Origin of the sequence: Aminobacter sp. MSH1 (genome assembly GCF_003071665.1) — a bacterium.
In the GTDB taxonomy this organism is placed as follows: domain Bacteria; phylum Pseudomonadota; class Alphaproteobacteria; order Rhizobiales; family Rhizobiaceae; genus Aminobacter; species Aminobacter niigataensis.
Genome location: NZ_CP026265.1, coordinates 3,307,795 through 3,325,725 on the forward strand (window position 1 = coordinate 3,307,795; position 17,931 = coordinate 3,325,725).

The 17,931-nt window shown below is 64.5% G+C and carries 10 protein-coding genes; 6 read left to right on the top strand and 4 right to left on the bottom strand.

Annotation, left to right across the window (positions count from 1 at the left end; all coding sequences use genetic code 11):
* Window positions 1-118: 118 nt before the first annotated feature.
* The gene (locus tag CO731_RS16455) at window positions 119-2,437 is read right to left on the bottom strand and encodes an NADP-dependent malic enzyme (protein ID WP_108607938.1); all 2,319 of its coding nucleotides are present in this window, start codon (window positions 2,435-2,437) and stop codon (window positions 119-121) included.
* A 167-nt stretch (window positions 2,438-2,604) separates the two neighbouring features.
* A complete protein-coding gene (locus CO731_RS16460; protein ID WP_108607939.1) occupies window positions 2,605-3,384 on the bottom strand; it encodes an SDR family oxidoreductase in 780 nt (259 codons plus the stop codon).
* A gap of 118 nt (window positions 3,385-3,502) precedes the next feature.
* On the opposite strand from CO731_RS16460, the gene CO731_RS16465 reads away from it, so the two are divergent.
* Together CO731_RS16465 and CO731_RS16470 are read left to right on the top strand one after the other, a co-directional pair.
* Window positions 3,503-4,321, top strand: a complete 819-nt coding sequence (locus CO731_RS16465; protein WP_108607940.1) for a UDP-2,3-diacylglucosamine diphosphatase — start codon at window positions 3,503-3,505, stop codon at window positions 4,319-4,321.
* Between the two features lie 308 nt (window positions 4,322-4,629).
* The gene (locus CO731_RS16470; RefSeq protein ID WP_108607941.1) at window positions 4,630-5,850 is read left to right on the top strand and encodes an MFS transporter; all 1,221 of its coding nucleotides are present in this window, start codon (window positions 4,630-4,632) and stop codon (window positions 5,848-5,850) included.
* Here the strand turns inward: CO731_RS16470 and dgcA are convergent.
* Window positions 5,812-6,795, bottom strand: coding sequence for an N-acetyl-D-Glu racemase DgcA (dgcA, locus tag CO731_RS16475; RefSeq protein WP_108607942.1), 984 nt, complete (start codon window positions 6,793-6,795; stop codon window positions 5,812-5,814). The two genes, CO731_RS16470 and dgcA, sit on opposite strands and share 39 nt — an antisense overlap.
* Window positions 6,796-6,872: 77 nt before the next feature.
* Between dgcA and CO731_RS16480 the strand changes: the two genes are divergently transcribed.
* The 4 genes from CO731_RS16480 (at window position 6,873) to CO731_RS16495 (ending at window position 10,951) form a co-directional block, all read left to right on the top strand.
* Window positions 6,873-8,060: an ABC transporter permease gene (locus CO731_RS16480; protein WP_108607943.1), complete on the top strand. Its 1,188-nt coding sequence runs from the start codon at window positions 6,873-6,875 to the stop codon at window positions 8,058-8,060.
* A 1-nt stretch (window position 8,061) separates the two neighbouring features.
* Window positions 8,062-8,883, top strand: coding sequence for an ABC transporter ATP-binding protein (locus CO731_RS16485; RefSeq protein ID WP_108607944.1), 822 nt, complete (start codon window positions 8,062-8,064; stop codon window positions 8,881-8,883).
* A gap of 14 nt (window positions 8,884-8,897) precedes the next feature.
* Window positions 8,898-10,271: an MlaD family protein gene (locus CO731_RS16490; RefSeq protein ID WP_108607945.1), complete on the top strand. Its 1,374-nt coding sequence runs from the start codon at window positions 8,898-8,900 to the stop codon at window positions 10,269-10,271.
* A gap of 80 nt (window positions 10,272-10,351) precedes the next feature.
* Window positions 10,352-10,951: an ABC-type transport auxiliary lipoprotein family protein gene (locus CO731_RS16495; RefSeq protein ID WP_245439376.1), complete on the top strand. Its 600-nt coding sequence runs from the start codon at window positions 10,352-10,354 to the stop codon at window positions 10,949-10,951.
* A gap of 248 nt (window positions 10,952-11,199) precedes the next feature.
* On the opposite strand, the gene CO731_RS16500 is transcribed toward CO731_RS16495, so the two are convergent.
* On the bottom strand, window positions 11,200-17,655 hold the full coding sequence (locus CO731_RS16500) for a kinesin (protein WP_108607946.1): 6,456 nt from the start codon (window positions 17,653-17,655) through the stop codon (window positions 11,200-11,202).
* Window positions 17,656-17,931: the final 276 nt, after the last annotated feature.

Here is a 17,931-nt window from a genome sequence, read left to right on the forward strand (position 1 = left end):
TTCGCCGGCCACCTCATTGCCCTTGTCGTCGTGCCGCGCCCGAACATGCCGCTCCCTGGAAGGATCGACTCAACCTAGCGCCAGCGAGGTTAACCGTTTGTTTGGAAACGGCGAACCTTCAGCTGGCGGCATGCGCCCGCTGCGAGGCCTCGACCACCGCAAGAGCCGTCATGTTGACGATGCCGCGCGAGGTGACGGACGGCGTCAAAATGTGGGCCGGCTGGGCGGTGCCGAGCAGGATCGGGCCGACATGCAGTGCGTCCAGCATCGTCTTGACCGTGGTCAGCGCGATGTTGGCGGCGTCGAGATTGGGGAAGACCAGAAGGTTGGCTTCGCCCTTGAGCGTCGAGTGCGGGTAGACGCGCTGGCGCAGCACTTCCGACAGCGCGGAATCGCCGTGCATTTCGCCGTCGCTGGCGAGTTCCGGTGCGATGCGCTTCAGGATCGCGGCTGCCTGCCGCATCTTCTGCGCACTTTGCGAATCGCGTGAGCCGAAATTGGAGTGCGACAGCAGGGCTGCTTTCGGCTCGATGCCGAAACGGCGGATCTCGTCGGCCGCAAGCATCGTCATCTCGGCGATCTCTTCGGCGCTCGGGTCGACCGTCACATAGGTGTCGGTGAAGAACAGGACGCCGCGCTGCGAGATCAGCATGGAAAGCGCCGACAGGTCGCGGTCCTTGACGCCGTCCCGAGCGCCGACGATCAGCGTGACGTTGCGCAGGTGACGTTCGAAACGACCTTCCAGCCCGCAGATCATCGCGTCTGCATCGCCACGCTTCAGTGCAATGGACGCAATGACCGTATTGTTGGTGCGTACCATGGTGCGTGCAGCCTCTGGCGTAATGCCCTGGCGGCCGCCGAGATCGATCAGGTGGTCGACATAGTGGCGATAGCGCGGATCGTCCTCGGGATTGATGACCTCGAAGTCGACGCCTGGCCGAATGCGGAGGCCGTAGCGCTTGAGGCGGACCTCGATGACATGCGGACGGCCGATCAGGATCGGCTTGGCAAGGCTTTCCTCCAGCACCACCTGGGCGGCGCGCAGCACGCGCTCGTCCTCGCCGTCGGCATAGATCACCCGATTGGCCGTTGCCTGCTTGGCGTTGGAGAAGATCGGCTTCATCACCAGCCCGGAGCGGAAGACGAAGCGGCTGAGTTTTTCGACATAGGCGGTGAAATCGGTGATCGGGCGAGTGGCCACGCCGGTGTCGCAGGCGGCCTTGGCGACGGCAGGCGCAATGCGCAGGATCAGCCGGGGATCGAAGGGCGAGGGGATCAGGAAGTCGGGGCCGAAGGTCGGCGTCTCGCCGGAATAGGCGCGCGCGGCTACATCCGACGGCTCCTCGCGTGCAAGGGCGGCGATCGCGCGCACGGCGGCCATCTTCATCTCTTCGTTGATTGCGCTTGCGCCGCAGTCGAGCGCGCCGCGGAAGATGTAGGGGAAGCACAGCACGTTGTTGACCTGGTTCGGGAAGTCCGAACGGCCGGTGCAGATCATGGCGTCCGGCCGTGCGGCGCGTGCCTCCTCAGGCATGATCTCGGGTTTGGGGTTGGCAAGCGCAAGGATCAGCGGCTTTTCGGCCATCTGGCTGAGCAATTCCGGCTTCAGCACGCCGGCGGCGGACAGGCCGAGGAACACGTCGGCGCCGCCGATGACGTCGGCCAGCACGCGGGCATTGGTGTCCTTGACGTAAGGATCCTTCCAGCGGTCCATTTCCTCGGTGCGGCCCTTGTGGGCGACGCCGAAGCGGTCGGTGACCCAGATGTTCTCGACCAGTGCGCCGAGCGACACCAGCAGGTTGAGACAGGCGAGGGCGGCTGCACCTGCGCCTGACGTCACGATCTTGACGTCCTCGATCTTCTTGCCGGCGAGTTCCAGGCCGTTGAGCACCGCCGCTGCGACGATGATTGCCGTGCCGTGTTGGTCGTCGTGGAAGACCGGAATGCGCATCTTCGCTTTCAGGCGTTCCTCGACGTCGAAGCATTCGGGTGCCTTGATGTCCTCGAGGTTGATGCCGCCGAAGGTCGGCTCGAGCGCCGAGATGGTGTTGACCATCTGGTCGATCTCGGGAGCGTCGATCTCGATGTCGAAGACGTCGATGCCGGCAAATTTCTTGAACAGGACGGCCTTGCCCTCCATCACCGGCTTCGACGCCAGCGGGCCGATATTGCCGAGGCCGAGGACCGCCGTGCCGTTGGAGATGACGGCCACCAGATTGGCGCGGCCGGTGTAGTCGGCGGCGGTCTCGGGGTCGTCCCTGATGGCAAGGCACGGTGCTGCGACGCCGGGGGAGTAGGCAAGCGCCAGATCGCGCTGGTTGCCGAGCGGCTTGGTCGCCTGGATTTCGAGCTTTCCCGGGACGGGGTGCTTGTGGAAAAAGAGCGCGGCCTGATCGAGATCGGAGAGCGCTTCCTTCTTCTTGTTGTCCCCGGCCATCTCTAACTCCTTTAGAATCCGCATCAAAGGCCGTTCTTAGCACGACGGCCGCATATTTCGAGGTGTCAATGCCAAAACGGCGTTGAAGCACTTTCATGCGCTGGAACGGAAATTATTCCAGCGGCTTGGCGCCAGGTGTTGAGATGCTGAGTCAGCTTCTCCGGGGGTCAGAACGAGCTGACATACAGTCCGCCGTCGACGGGAATGTTCTGGCCGGTCATGTATCCGGCGTGAACCGAGCACAGGAAGGCGCAAATCTGGCCGAATTCTTCTGGCGTGCCAAGCCTGCCGGCCGGCACTTCGGCGCTCAGCCGGGCGCGGCGTGCAGCTCCCTGAACAGGATCCTCGACGCTGCCCGGTTCGTGCGGGCCGCGCAGGCGGTCGGTGTCGAGCTTGCCCGGCAACATGTTGTTGATGGTGACGTTGCGGTTCGCCACGGTGCGCGCCACGCCCGCCAGAAATGCCGTGAGGCCGGCGCGTGCGCCCGAGGAAAGGTCGAGGCCGGGAATCGGCGTGTAGACCGACAGCGAGGTGATGTTGATGATCCGGCCGAAACCGCGTTCAGCCATGCCGTCGATCACCGCTTTGATCAGTTCGATCGGCGTGACCATGTTGTTGGTCACCCCTTCGAGGATCTTTGCGCGGTCGAGTTCGCGAAAATCGCGATAGGGCGGGCCGCCATTGTTGTTGACCAGGATGTCGGGAGACGGGCAGGCGGCGAGCAGCGCCTTCTGCACCTCGGGATCGGACACGTCGCCGGCGATTTCGGTGACGGTCACGCCGAAGCGCTGGCGGATTTCCGTCGCGGTGCGGCTGAGCGCGCCTGCATCGCGGCCGTTGAGGAAGAGTTTGCATCCGGCTTCGGCCAATGCGATGGCGCATCCCTTGCCGAGTCCGCGGCTTGACGCGCAGACGATAGCCTTCTTGCCCCGTATGCCGAGATCCATGAGTCCGTCTCCTGTAGGTGATGCGCCACCCTAGGACTGCCGGCATGCGACTGCAACCGTCATACGTCTGTTGCATGAATCTGGGCATAGCCAGCGCGACAGCAACGGGTGAAATGCCATGTCAGGCACCAGCACACGCAGTTTCCGAACGCTCTTCATCTCCGATGTCCATCTGGGCTCGAAGGGTGCGAAGGCCGACTATCTGATCGACTTCCTGCGACATCACGAAGCGGAGTCCATCTTCCTGGTCGGCGACATCGTCGATGGCTGGCGCCTGCGCCGCTCCTGGCATTGGCCGCAGACCCACAACGATGTGGTGCAGAAACTGCTGCGCCAGGCACGCAAGGGCACTGCTATCACCTACATCGCCGGCAACCATGACGAGTTCGCCCGCATGTTCCAGGGCGTGCATTTCGGCGGCATCGTCGTCGCCGACCGCGCCATCCATGAAGCCGCCGATGGCAAGCGCTTCCTGGTGATCCATGGCGACCAGTTCGATGCCGTGGTGCAGAATGCGCGCTGGCTCGCCTATCTCGGCGACTTCGCCTACGACGCGGCCATGGCGACGAACCGGCTCGTGGCGCGCTTCCGCCGCACTTTCGGCATGCCCTACTGGTCGTTCTCGTCCTGGGCCAAGGTCAAGGTCAAGAAGGCGGTGAACTTCATCGGCGCCTTCCAGGACGTGCTGACCGAAGAGGCCAGGCGTTCCGAGGTCGATGGCGTCATCTGCGGCCACATTCACCACCCGGCGATCGAGAATTTCGACGGCATCCAGTACATCAACACTGGCGACTGGGTGGAAAACTGCACGGCCGTTGCCGAGAATTTCGACGGCACCTTCGTCATCCTGCGCTGGCCGCATGTGCTGGCAGGGCAGTTGGTGAACGAGCCCTTCGTGCCGATGGTCGTCGACCAGCGCGTCGACAAGGCTGCCTGAACGGAACAACACACATGTGTCATTCAAGACATGCTTCCCGCAACCGGCGGGAAGGGCCAGGCCATGCGCCCATGATCGAGCCAACGCAACCGGTCCACGAGCGGGCGTGGCGTCTCGGCGTCCATGATCGCCCTGCGGATGCCCGAACGACAACGCGGCTGGGCCGACAAGGACCAATCGGCGTGGCCCAACCCCAGGGCGGCATGGCGAACCGGGCCGCTTTCGCCTCCCGGATAGCCATGGTATTGGATCAGGCAAATCGGTGAGGCTTGCTAGGTTCGGGTCTGCACCCGGACCGCATACCTGCCATGACACTTCCGCCTCTCACGCCAGAACAGCAGGTCAAGCCGCAGCGCTTCGAGCTGCGCATATCGCTGCTTTTCGCGGCCCTGTTCGTGCCGATGGGCGTGCACCTGCCGTATTTCCCGCTCTGGCTCGAAGCCAAGGGGTTCGATCCCGAACAGATCGCCATCATCCTTTCGGCGCCGATGTTCCTGCGCGTCATCACCACCCCGTTGATCGCGGCGATGGCCGACCGGGCCAAGGACCGCGCCAACGTCTTCATCTTCCTTGCTGCATCGGCACTCCTGCTTTCGCTCGGCTATTTCCTCGAGCCGGCCTATCTCATCGTCCTGGCCGTCTCGCTGGCGCTTGCGGTGGTCTGGACGCCACATTCGCCGATTGCCGATTCGCTGGCGCTGTCTGGCGTTCGCCGCTACGGCTCCGATTATGCGGCGATGCGTATCTGGGGCTCGATCGCCTTTCTCGCCGGCAGCCTGGGCGCAGGGTTCATCCTGTCATGGACAGGCGCCGATGCGGTTCCGGCAATCATTTCGATCGGACTGCTCGGCTGTTTCCTGATTTCGTTCATCACGCCCCGCCTGGGCAGGCCGAGGCGGGCTTCCCCGCTATCGGCAACCGACATGCAACAGGCGCCGAAGCTCTTAAACCGCTATTTTCTGCTGATGGCCGGCGGCACCGGCGTCATCATCGGCAGTCACGGCTTTCTCTACGGTTTCGTGTCGATCTACTGGAAGTCCCTCGGTATCAACGAAACCATCGTCGGATTGCTGTGGAGCTGGGGAGTGGCGGCAGAGATCGTCATGTTCATGTTCTTCACCCGGCTGTTCGGTTCCAGATCGACTGCGCTGGTGCTCGTGCTTGCCGGCGCCGGCGCGATCGTCCGCTGGGTTGCATATCCCCTGATCTGGCCGCTCGGACTTGGCGTGCCGGGCTTCTTTGCAGTCCAGACCTTGCACGCCGTATCGACCGCCCTGGTGCTGATCGGTGTGCAGAAGCTGATCGCCGAAACGGTTCCCGAAGAGCGCACCGGTGCGGCACAAGGCGTCGCCTACTTCACCAACGGCATGTCGATGGCGATCGTGACGCTGCTTTCCGGTCCGCTCTACGAGCGCTTTGGCGTCAATGGCTTCTTTTTCATGGCCGGCGTAGCGGCTTGCGCCATCGTCCTAGTGGTGCTGGCTTCGCGCTCAGCCCCAGAGCGCGGACCGGGGCGGAGACACCATTGAGCCCTCGTAGATAAGCCCCGGCGAGCGGTCGCGCGCCAGCAGCAGCGCGCCATCGAGATCGACGAAATCGGCATCCTGGGCAAGCAGCACGGCTGGCGCCATGGCGAGCGAGGTGCCGACCATGCAGCCGACCATCACCTGGAAACCGAGCGCGCGGGCCCGGTCGCGCAGTTCGATCGCCGCCGTCAGGCCCCCCGATTTGTCGAGCTTGATGTTGACGGCGTCATAGAGGCCCTCGAGCCGGTCGAGATCTCCAGCACTATGGACGCTTTCGTCGGCGCAGATCGGTACCGGATGCGCAATTCGGGCTAGGATCTGGTCAGCACCGGCGGGCAGTGGCTGTTCGATCAGTGCGATGCCCAGTTCCGCGGCTGCAGCTAGGTTTTCGGAGATATTGGCGTCCGTCCAGCCTTCGTTGGCGTCGAGGATGATGCGGCTTTGAGGTGCGGCTTCGGTCACCGCGCGGATGCGGGCAATGTCGCGGTCGCCGCCGATCTTGACCTTGAGCAACGGGCGCATGGCGTTGGCTCGTGCCTGCGCCGCCATCGCGTCGGGCTCGCCGAGGGAAAGCGTGTACGCGGTCTCAAGCGCGCGGGGCGAGGCCAGGCCGAGCCTTGAGGCAACAGCGATGCCGCTCGTCTTTGCCTCGAGGTCCCATAGGGCACAGTCGATGGCGTTGCGGGCGGCACCTGCCTCCATCAGGCCGAGCAGATCGGTGCGGGAGGCGCCTTCCTCGACCGCCCGCCGTGCCTGCTCGATTGCCTCGCGGACGCCTGCCATGGTCTCGCCATAGCGCTTGTAGGGCACGCATTCGCCCCGGCCGATGAAGCCTGATTCGGCGATTGTGCAGGTGATGACCTCGGCTTCGGTCTTGGAACCACGCGAGATCGTGAACGTTCCGGCGATGGGGAAGCGCTCATCTTCGACCGAAAGGACACGCACCATGAAAATCTGCTCCGTTCAACTGCTTGTCAGGGTTACGAAAATCGACAGGCAGCAGCCGACACGTTAAGTAGGGTGCCATGTTGACCATCGGCAAACGGGAAGCAAGCGGCGGGGCAGCCGACGGCCGAGATCACCGACCGCAGGTTGCTGTGGCGGAGCGCGAAGGCGTGCTCGCTTGCGTCTTCACCGGCATCTGGACCACCCGCACCGTAGCCCTTGTCGACGCCGAAATGCGCACGCTCGAAGCCCGCAAGGGATTTGTAGCATTGGCGCTCGATCTGTCCGGCATCGAAAAGATGGACACCGCCGGCGCCTGGGTCATCGACAGGCTGGTTTTCGCCAACGAGAAAAGAGGTGTCGAGGTCAAGATGGAAGGCCGCAGCGAAGCGGCCAACGTCCTGCTCGATGCCGTTGGCGAGGCCGTGCGGCGCGACGGCGATTCGGCTGCTGAGGTCCAGCCCAACATTCTTATCCGCATGCTCGAGGCGATGGGCCGGCGTGTCTACGAGATGCGCGACGATTTCCTGTCCTCGATGAACATCCTGGGCGCGACCATCCGCGGCGCCCAGATGAAGCTCGGGCGCGGTCATGCCGTCAACCCTGCGGCCATCTTCAGCCAGATCGACCGCATGGGCGTCGGCGCGATCCCGGTCGTGCTGCTGATGTCGGGCATCGTCGGCGCCATCGTCGCCCAGCAGGGCGCGTTCCAGCTCAGCTATTTCGGCGCCGATATCTTCGTCGTCGACCTGATCGGCGTGCTGGTGCTGCGCGAACTCGGCGTGCTGATGACGGCGATCATGATCGCCGGCCGCTCGGGCAGCGCGATCACTGCGGAAATCGGCTCGATGAAGATGCGCGAGGAGGTCGATGCGCTGACCGTCATCGGCCTCAACCCAATCGGCGTGCTGGTGTTTCCGCGATTGGTGGCGCTGGTGATTGCGCTGCCGTGCCTTTCGATCCTTGCCAATTTCGCGGCCCTTGGCGGCGGCATGGCCACCGCATGGTTCTACTCGGACATTCCGCCGGCAGCCTTCATCGACCGCCTGCGGGTGGCGATCGACCTCAGCACTATATTTGCCGGTTTGATCAAGGCGCCGTTCATGGCCATCATCATCGGCACCATCGCTTCCGTCGAAGGCATGAAAGTCGGCGGCAGTGCGGAATCGCTCGGGCGCCACGTCACCGCGTCGGTGGTCAAGGCCATCTTCGTCGTCATCATCCTCGATGGCCTGTTCGCCATGTTCTACGCAGCGATCAATTTCTGACATGGCCAGCCGGACAAAGACCATTCAATCGGAAGGCCAGAGCCTGAATGGCCGGGGCGAGGTCTTGCTGTCGGTGCGGGACCTGACGGTTGCCTTCGAAGAGAAGGTGATCCTCGACAAGCTCGACCTGGACATCAAACGCGGCGAAATCCTCGGCTTCGTCGGTGCGTCCGGTTCGGGCAAATCGGTGCTGTTGCGGACCATACTCGGCCTGATCCGCAAGCGCTCCGGCACGATCAATCTGTTCGGCGTCGATCTCGAGACCGCGAGCGAGGAAGAACGGCTCAGGATCGACATGCGGCTCGGCGTGTTGTTCCAGCACGGCGCGCTGTTTTCGGCGCTGACCGTGCTTGAGAACGTCCAGGTGCCGATGCGCGAATATCTCGACCTGCCGAGAAAGCTGATGAATGAGCTTGCCATGCTGAAGGTCGAACTGGTCGGCCTGCCGCCGGATGCCGCGAGCAAATATCCGTCCGAGCTTTCCGGTGGCATGATCAAACGCGCCGCACTGGCGCGGGCACTGGCACTGGACCCCGATATCGTCTTTCTCGACGAGCCGACATCCGGTCTCGATCCCATCGGTGCCGCCGAGTTCGACGAGCTGGTCGCCAAGATGCGCGATACGATGGGCCTGACCGTCTACATGGTGACGCACGATCTCGACAGCCTGTTTTCGGTTTGCGACCGGGTCGCCGTGCTCGGCAACAAGAAGGTGCTGGTCGAAGGCACGATCGCGGACATGCTGAAGAGCGAAGAACCATGGGTACGGTCGTATTTCCGCGGAAAACGCGCGCGGCAACTTGATCTTGCCGCAAGGGCATAGAATGGAATGATGTGATGGAGACCAGGGCCAACTACGTCATCGTCGGTATCTTCACGCTGTTTGCGATCCTGGCCGCTTTTGCTTTCGTCTATTGGACGGCGGCGATCGGCGAGCGTGGCGAGACCGCAACGCTGCGCGTGCGCATACCCGGCTCGGCCTCGGGTCTCGCCAGGGGCAGCTTCGTGCTGTTCAACGGCGTCAAGGTCGGCGACGTCCGCCGCGTCTATCTCGACGTCAGCAATCCCCAGGTGGCGATTGCCGACGCGGAGATCGACAGGCTGACGCCGATCACGCAGTCGACGCAGGCGGATATCGGCCTTGCCGGCCTGACCGGGCAGGCCAACATCGAGCTCAAGGGCGCCAACATCAAGGAACCCAATCTGCTCGACAAGGCCGAAGCTGATGGCACTGTTGCCGAGATCGTCGCCAATCCGTCCGCTGTCACCAACCTGCTGCAAACGGCGCAGGACATTTTCAAGCGCGCCGACACCGTGCTGAACAATCTCGAAGGCTTCACCAACGACGTCCGCGGCCCGCTTACCGCAACCGTCGGCAATGCCCAGAAGTTTTCGGAGTCTCTGGCTCGGAATGCCGACGGCGTCGACAAGTTCCTGGCCAGCGTGAGCGCGCTCTCGGAACAGCTTTCCACCGTTTCTGGCAAGCTTGACGGCACCATCGAGGCGGCGGAAGGGCTGCTCAAGTCGGTCGACCGTGACAAGGTGAAGAATATTGTCGCTAGCGTCGACACCTTCACCAAGAACCTCAGCGCCCAGAGCGACCAGATCGACGACATCGTCAAGGGCGTCAACACCACCGTCGCCTCGATCAACGACTTCGCCCAAAAGACACAGCAGACTCTGAGTAAGGTCGACGGCGTGCTCGAAGGGGTGGATGCCGCGAGCGTCAAGGAGTCCCTCGACAACATTCGCAAGGCCAGCGAGAACGCCAACAAGGCAGCGGCCGATGTCGCCAAGGTCACTGACAAATTCGGCGATCGCGCCGACGACATCGATCAGATCGTCTCGGACGCCAAGCAATTGGCGTCGCGCCTCAACCAGGCCTCCGTCCGCGTCGACGGCGTGCTTGCCAAGGTCGACAAACTGCTGGGCTCGGGCGAGGCTGAAGGCGTGATGTCCGATGCAAGTGCGACGCTGAAGGCGTTCAAGCAGGTTGCCGATACGCTCAATGCGCGTCTCGGCACGATCACAGACGGGCTCGCCCGCTTTTCGGGCCAGGGCCTGCGCGACGTCGAATCGCTTGTCCAGGACAGCCGTCGCTCGATCACCCGCATCGAGCAGGCGATCTCCGACCTGGAGCGCAATCCGCAGCGCATCATCACCGGAGGCGAGGGCACCGTGCGTGAATTCGACGGACGGGTGCGTCGTTGACATCGTTTGCCTGCCGCACCATGAAGTTGCTTGAGGGTGGTTCGCGCAAGGTGCGAGTGAGTCGTATCCGGGGACAGCATGTGAAGTCTGCTAGATCTACATTGCTGCTTGCTGCAGCGGCGCTGACGCTGTCCGGCTGCGCCTCGCTGTTCGTCAGCACACCGCCGCCGCTGGACACCTACGAACTGACGGCGCCTTCGGTGACGGGCCGCAGCGGTTCGAGCCGCCGCCAGATCCTGATTGCCGAACCCTCGGCGCTCAAGTCGCTCGACGGACAGAGCATCGTCATCAAGCCGTCGCCCGGCTCGATCCAGTTCCTCAAGGGCGCGCAGTGGTCCGACCGGCTGCCGCGCATCTTGCAGGCGAGGCTTGCCGAGACCTTCCAGCGTGCCGGCGGCTATGTCGGAATAGGCAAGCCGGGCGAGGGGCTGGCGATCGACTATCAGGTCATCGTCGAGGTCCGTAGCTTCGAGATCAGGGTCGGTGGCGCTGCCCAGGCCGAGGTCGAGCTGTTCGTCAGGTTGCTGAACGACCGCAACGGCCAGGTCCGTGCCTCGCGCGTCTTCAACGCCACAGCACCGGTTTCCGGCGCCGGCAACGACGACTATGTCGCCGCCCTCGACGCTGCCTTCGGCCAAGCGGCCGCCGACATCGTCAAGTGGACCGAAGGCCTGATCTGAAAAGGTAGTAAGGGAATAGGTTAGCAGGGCCGTAAGGACCTGGCTGATGCGATTCCGTTCGCCGACTTTCGCAACGTCAGACGCTTGTGCAGTCGCTCGCTTGCGCTTCAACCGCCGCGCGACCGCTGGAAGCGCGGCGCATTGCCCGCATCAATCTCCGCAAGTCTTCAGGCCCAGACAGCAAAAGGGCAGCAGGTGCGTACCTGCTGCCCTTTTTGCTCCATGGCCTTGTCGCCCTGCGGACAGCCTTACTTCAGCCGGCCCGCCGCGTGCGCCAGCATGGTGTAGACCTTGCCGGTATCCGAGGTCAGATAGGTCTTGGTCATGATGCTGTCGCGGTCGCTGCGCGAGACATCCTTGAGCAGCTTCTCGAAGTCGTCGCAGTAACGGTCGACGGCCGTGCGGAACTCACCGTCTGACTGATACTTGCGGCGGATTTCGTCGAAGGTCTGCTGGCCCTTCAGCGTGTAGAGCCGGCGGGTGAAGACGTCGCGTTCACCGCGGCGATAGCGATCCCAAAGCTCGATCGAGGCCTCGTGGTCGATGGCGCGGGCGATGTCGACGGACAGCGAGTTGAGCGATTCCACCACATGCATCGGCGAACGCTGTGCAGGCACGGCGCGCGGCTCGGGCTGGGCTGCCGGGCGGGCAGGCTGCTCCTCACGCGAGGCACCGGTCAACAGGTCGCGCACCCATCCACCCTGCTGGCCACGGCCGGCAGGCTCGCGAACCGGTGGCTGCGGCTGGGCAGCCGGACGCTCGATGTCGAGCGTGCCGCGCAGGCCGGTGTTACCGGCCAGCGGTGCCGGCGGCTCGCGACGTTCGGGCTGAGGGGCCGGACGGCGAGGCTGCTGCGCCGGCTGCGTGTTGCGCAGGGTGGCGTCGGAAACGTCCACGCCGCGGCCGGACTTGGCGACGATCGCCGACAGTTCCTTGAGCGCGTTGATCTGCTCGGACACGGCACGACGGATGGCCGTGGTCGATTCCCTGGCCTCTTCCGGCATGTCGAGCACGCCCTTCTTGAGCTCGGCGCGGGTGCTTTCGAGCTCGGTCTTGATGGAGCCGGCGGTGCGGCGCATGTCCTCGGTGGCGTCGGCGAAGCGCTTGGTGGCGGTCTCGACGACATCGGAGATGGCGGCGCGGATCTTTTCTGCCGACTCCATGGTCTTGCCTTCGGCGCTTTCCAGCGTCTGGCCAACGAGGCGCTCGAACGACTGCATGACGCGCTCGAGGTCTTCCGACTTCTTGACCAGCCCAACGGCAAGGTCTTCCAGCGACGACTGGCGCTCAAGCGTGTGCTCGAGGTTGCTCTGCGCCGAGGAAAGCAGGTTGGAAGCGCTCGACAGCAGGCGGCTGTGCTCATCGAACTTGGTGGCGATGGAGGCCACCTCGCGCAGCGTGCTGGACGACAGGTCGGTGAGGCGGTTGGTGTTCGAGTCCACCAGGCGCGCAGCGCTGGCAAAGGTCTGCGCCGCCTTCTCGGTGGTGGCCGAGAAGTTCGTCGTGCTGCCGGTGAGGCGATCGTCGACGGTGGCGAGGTTCTGCGCCGCGCGTTCGATCAATTCGCCGAGCTGCGAGCTCGAAGTCGTCATCCGGCCGATGAGATCGGCCACGCTGTCGGCAAGCGTCGAGCGTGCGCCCTCGACCGCGGACAGCGTCTCGGCGGTGCGGCTGGCGAGCGCGTCGACCAGGGTCGCGTTTTCGGTGCGCAGCTTTTCGGTCGCGCGGGCGGTTGCCTCCTCCATCGAGCGGTGCAGGTCGTTGCCGCTTTCGGCGAAGCGATCGACCAGCGGGCGCGCCGTCTCGTCGAGGATCTTGGCGATCTCGTTCGAGCGTTCAGCCAGCATGGCGTTGAGTTCGCGCGTGTTGGTGCCGATGGTGCGGGCGGCCTCGTTGGTGCTCTGGCCGATATGCTGGCCAACGGCGGTGAAGGTCTCGGCGATCACATTGGCGCGGGCGACGAGTTGCGCTTCAGCCTGGGCAACCTGCTCGTTGAGCTTCTGGCCCATCGATTCCGCGCCATAGGCGAGGCGGTTCTCGGCGCTCGATAGGTGCTCGCCGATGCGGGTCGCCACACCTTCGGCGCCAGCAGCCAGGCGCTCGTCGACGTTGGCCAGCGTTTCTTCGATGGCGCGGGCGCGGGCGTCGAGGTCGGCCGCCGTGCGCTGGGCACGGGCAACGACGCGCTGCTCGGTTTCGGTGAAGGCGCTGGCGATCAACGCTGCATGCTCGCCAATGCCCGAGGTACTCTCGGTGACGCGGGCGGCAAGCTGCTGGCCGGCTTCGTCAAAAGCCTGGCCGATTTCCGAGGCGCGGCCGAGCAGCGACTGCGACGTGAGGTCGACGCGGGCGGCGATCCTGCCGTCGGCTTCCTCGAAGGCGCGGCTGATTTCGGCAGCACGGCCAAGCAGCGATTCCGCCGTCTGGTCGACGCGTGCCGCGATCCGGCTGTCGGCTTCCTCGAAGGCGCGGCCGATTTCGGCGGCACGGCCAGACAGGGTGTCGGCCGTCTGCGCTGCGCGCGCCGCAAGACGTTCGTCGGCTTCCTCGAAGTTGCGGACGATTTCGCCGGCACGGCTGCCGAGCGTGGCCGAACTGTCGGCGACGCGGGCGGCAATGCGCTCGTCGGCGGCGTCGAAGATGCGGCTGAGTTCGCCGGCACGGTCGCCGAGCGAGTCTGCGCCTTCGGCAATGCGCGTGGCGAGCTTCTCGTCGGCAGTGTCGAAGATGCGGCCGAGTTCGGCAGCACGGGCTGCCAGTGCGTCGGCCGATTCGCCGATGCGCAGGCCGAGCCGTTCGTCGGCTGTGTCGAAGTTGCGCAGGATGTCGCCGGCACGGGCCGACAGCGATTCCGCGGTCTCGATGGCACGGGCAATGAGCGAGCGATCGGCTGCGTCGAAGGTCTGGGCGATCTCGCCAGCCTTGGCCGACAGTGTGTCGGCTGTTTCTTCGGCGCGGGCCAGCAACGAACTCGAAGTCTCGTGTGCCCTGGCGGCGAGACGGCCGTCGGCCTCCTCGAACGCACGGGCAATGTCTTCGGCCCGGGCGAGCAGGGCACTCGACGTCTGTTCGGCACGCTCGGCGATGACGCGGTCGGCATCGCTGAAGGCCTGGCCGGCCTGCTCGTGCAGAGCGGCTGTGACTTCCATGACCTTGTCGCGCAGGGCGCCGGCGACAAAGACGGCACTCTTTTCGAGCACGCCGCGGACATTGTCGACGCCGAGCGACAGCGCGCGCTCCATGGTGCCGGTACGCTCTTCGATGACGCCGGTCTGGCGGCGGAAGGCGTCTTCGATCTTTTCGATATCGCCGGCGATCGCGTCGGAGATGTCGACACGGCGGGCGGCGATCTGGTCGATGTGGCCGGAAATGGCGAGGTCGATCTCGCGGCGGGCGTCGCCCAGCTTGCCGAGATCCGCATCCAGCGCGCGGGCAAAGGTGTCGCGGCCTTCGGCGAGCTTGCCGACGTGACCGACCACCATGCCGTCGATGTTGGTACGGCTGTCGTTCAGCAGGGCGAGGTCAGCTTCGAGCGCCCTGGTCAGGGCGTCGCGCCCGGCGGCCAGCTTGTCGACCTGGCCGGCAACGATGCCGTCGAAGTTGGCGCGGCTTTCGTTGAGCATGGCGAGGTCGGCCTCCAGCGCCTTGGTCAGCGCATCGCGGCCGGCGGCCAGCTTGTCGACCTGGCCGAGCATCATGCCGTCGATCTTGGAGAGGTCGGCTTCCAGTGCGCGGCGGAGGATGTCGCGGCCTTCGGCCAGCTTCTCGACCTGGCCGGCAACGAGCCCGTCGATGCCCGAGCGGCTTTCCGCCAGCTTGGCGAGGTCGTCCTCGAGCGCCCTGGACAGGGTGCCACGTTTTGCGACCAGGCGCTCGGCATGGCTCGACACCAGGCCCTTGACGCCGTCGAGGTCGGCTTCGAGCGAACGGGCGAGCATCGCGCGGTCTTCTGCAAGCTTCTCCGACTGGGAGGCGACGGTGCTGCGGATGGTGTTCAGGTCCGATTCGAGCGCACGCTTGAGGATGTCGCGGCCTTCAGCGAGCTTCTCGACCTGGCCTGCGACCAGCCCGTCGATGCCCGAGCGGCTTTCAGCCAGCTTGGCAAGATCGTCTTCCAGTGCCTTGGACAGTGCGCCGCGTTCGGCGACGAGACGTTCGGCATGGCTGGAGACCAGGCCCTTGACGCTGTCGAGATCGGCCTCGAGCGAGCGAGACAGCAAGGAGCGGTCTTCGGCAAGCTTGTCCGACTGCGCAGCGATGGTGCTGCGGATCGCGTTGAGGTCGGTTTCGAGCGCACGCTTGAGGATGTCGCGGCCTTCGGCGAGCTTCTCCACCTGGCCGGCGACCAGACCGTCGATGCCGGCGCGGCTGTCGGCCAGCTTGGCGAGGTCGGATTCCAGCGTCTTCGAGAGCACGGCGCGTTCTTCGGCAAGCTTGCCGGCATGGCCTTCAATCAGGCCGTGGATGTTCGAGATGTCGGACTCGAGGCTGCGCGACAGTTCGGCGCGGTCGATCGCGATCTTCGACGCATGTCCGTCGACAAGCGCCTTGATGCCGTCGAGATCGGTTTCGAGTGCCTTGGCCAGGATGGCGCGGCCTTCGGCGATCTTCTCGACCTGACCGGCGACCAGTCCGTCGATGCTGCTGCGGCTGTCGGAGAGCTTGTTGAGGTCGGCTTCCAGTGCGCGCGTCAGGATACCGCGGCCTTCGGCCAGCTTGCCGACATGACCGGCAACCATTTCGTCAATGTTCGTACGGGCTTGGACAAGTCTCTCAGAGTCTTCGACGAGCGCCTGGGCGAGCTGCTCGCGGCCCTGGGCGAGCTGGCGGAACTGGCCGGTGAGGGTTTCGTCGATTGCTTGGCGCGACTGGTCCAGCTTGCGCATGTCGTCGTCGAGGGCCCGGGTGATCAGGCTGCGGCCTTCGGCGAGCTTCTGCACCTGGAAGCCGACGGCGGCCTCGATGCTGGCGCGGCCTTCGGCGAACTTGCTGAGGTCGTCCTTGAGGGCGGCTGCCATGCGGTCGCGGGCGTCGGAGAGCTTGCGGGTATGGTCTTCGACCGCCTGCTCGATGCCGACGCGGGCGTCCGAAAGGCGCTGGATGTCGCCGTCGAAGGCACGAGACACCTGGTGACGGGCAGCCTCCATGCGGCCGGCGAAATCGGTCGCGCGGGCTTCGAGCATGGTCGAGGTCGAGGTGATGATATCGGCGAGGTCGGTGCCGATCTGGGTCTTGCCCTGGTCGATCATCGCCGACAGCGAATCGCGGCCCTCGACGAAGGTCGTGGCGATCTCGCGGGCACGTTCGACCAGCGTCTCGTTAATCTGGCGGGCGCGGGCTTCGAGCGCGGCGTTGAGCTTTGCCGTGCCGGTGTCGAGTGCTTCGGCGCGCGTCTGGAACTCACCGATGAGCGCCTGGCCGCGTTCGGCCAGAGTGCGTTCGATGCCATGCAGGCTCGCCTCGAACTCGGAATTGATCGTCTTGGCGGCGCCGCCAAGCAGCGAGACCATGCCCGAGGTGCGGTCGTCGAGCATGTCGGTCAGCGACCGGGTAACCTCGTCGGTGCTCTGGGTCAGTTTGGCGATGCGCGTATCGAGCAGGCTGGCGAATGCCTCGCCCGAGGTGGACAGGCGGTCGCGGATCGAATCCATGCGGTTGTCGATCGCTTCGAATAGGCCCATGCCGCCTTCGTTGATGCGGTCGATCAGCGTGTCGCCGGAATTGGTGATCGTCATCGACAGCTTGGTCGATGCGTTGAGGATGCTGTCGCGGATGATGTCGCTTGCCGAGCCAAGCTCGTCGCGCAGCGTCTCATGCGCTCCGGCAATGGAGGCGCGGACGCGTTCGGCGTGCGACACCACGGCTTCGCGCTCGCTGCCGAGACCGTCGACCAGCGAACGGATGCGGGCGGAGTTTTCAGAATAGGAGCGCTCGATCTGGTTGACTTCGGTGTGAACGAGCGTTTCGAGCTCGACGGCACGGGCCAGAGTGCGCTCGATGCCTTCGCCCATGGCGGCCACTTCGCGGCGCACGGCCTGGCCGACCATCATGACGCGATCCTGTGCCATGTTTTCGGGTTCGGCGAGGCGGAAGGCCACTTCGGTCATCGATTGGGCTGCAATGCGCATTTCCTGGGCGCGGCGGATCATTGCGGCAAAGGCCCAGAACAGCGCGATCGGCACCACGGTGGCGACCAGCAGCATCAGCAGGCCCGGACGCGCGAAGCCGTCGTCGATCGAGCGGATGGTCCAGATGCTGGGGCTGACGACGCGATCAGCGAGCGCTACGGCGCCGGCGACCCAGGCGACCGAGACAAGGCCGACCATCCAGTAGATGGTGCTGGATGCCCGGCGGTTGAGGCTGTGAAGCAGCGACTTGTAGTCTTTCTGGCGATCGTCATTGGCCGGCTTGAAGCCTTCGGGCTGCAGCGGACGGGTTTCGACAGGGCGCAATTGGGTCGGCGGCTCGGCCGCGGCACGTGCCGTCGGCGCAGGTTCCGGCTTTGGCGCTGCCGGCTTCTTGTTGCCGCTTTCACGCGCCAGTTCCTCGGCCGCCTTGGAAATCTGTGCTTCGAGATCGTCCATCGATGCGGCCATGTCGAGGCCGCCGTCATCGGCGCTGCTCAAGTCGAGATCGAGCGCCTGCTCGAGCTCCTTGGCTACGTCGAGATCGAGGTTTTTGGTCGGAGTGGATTTCTTCGCCATGCCTTCGCTACCCTGTACTAAAGACGCGGAATCTCTGGACTTTTTGTCCTATTTTTGACCGCGTCCGAGGCTCAATATGGACCGCCCGTATCGTAGTGACACAATCGGGTAAAGAAAACATGCATTCGCCCCGATACGTAAAAGTTTAAATATAAGGTTAACACTGGAGTGATTATTGGCCGCGGCGCCATGGGTTTGCTGGGGTTGCCGGGTTAACGGGTTATCCACATGGTCGCCCTAGGTTACCAACCCATGGGCGAGTGGCGAGGCAGGGGT

Bases quoted from the DNA above. Each gene is read 5' to 3' on its own strand.
- CO731_RS16455 (WP_108607938.1), bottom strand. From the start codon at position 2,437: ATGGCCGGGGACAACAAGAAGAAGGAAGCGCTCTCCGATCTCGATCAG.
- CO731_RS16460 (WP_108607939.1), bottom strand. From the start codon at position 3,384: ATGGATCTCGGCATACGGGGCAAGAAGGCTATCGTCTGCGCGTCAAGC.
- CO731_RS16465 (WP_108607940.1), top strand. From the start codon at position 3,503: ATGTCAGGCACCAGCACACGCAGTTTCCGAACGCTCTTCATCTCCGAT.
- CO731_RS16470 (WP_108607941.1), top strand. From the start codon at position 4,630: ATGACACTTCCGCCTCTCACGCCAGAACAGCAGGTCAAGCCGCAGCGC.
- dgcA (WP_108607942.1), bottom strand. From the start codon at position 6,795: ATGGTGCGTGTCCTTTCGGTCGAAGATGAGCGCTTCCCCATCGCCGGA.
- CO731_RS16480 (WP_108607943.1), top strand. From the start codon at position 6,873: ATGTTGACCATCGGCAAACGGGAAGCAAGCGGCGGGGCAGCCGACGGC.
- CO731_RS16485 (WP_108607944.1), top strand. From the start codon at position 8,062: ATGGCCAGCCGGACAAAGACCATTCAATCGGAAGGCCAGAGCCTGAAT.
- CO731_RS16490 (WP_108607945.1), top strand. From the start codon at position 8,898: ATGGAGACCAGGGCCAACTACGTCATCGTCGGTATCTTCACGCTGTTT.
- CO731_RS16500 (WP_108607946.1), bottom strand. From the start codon at position 17,655: ATGGCGAAGAAATCCACTCCGACCAAAAACCTCGATCTCGACGTAGCC.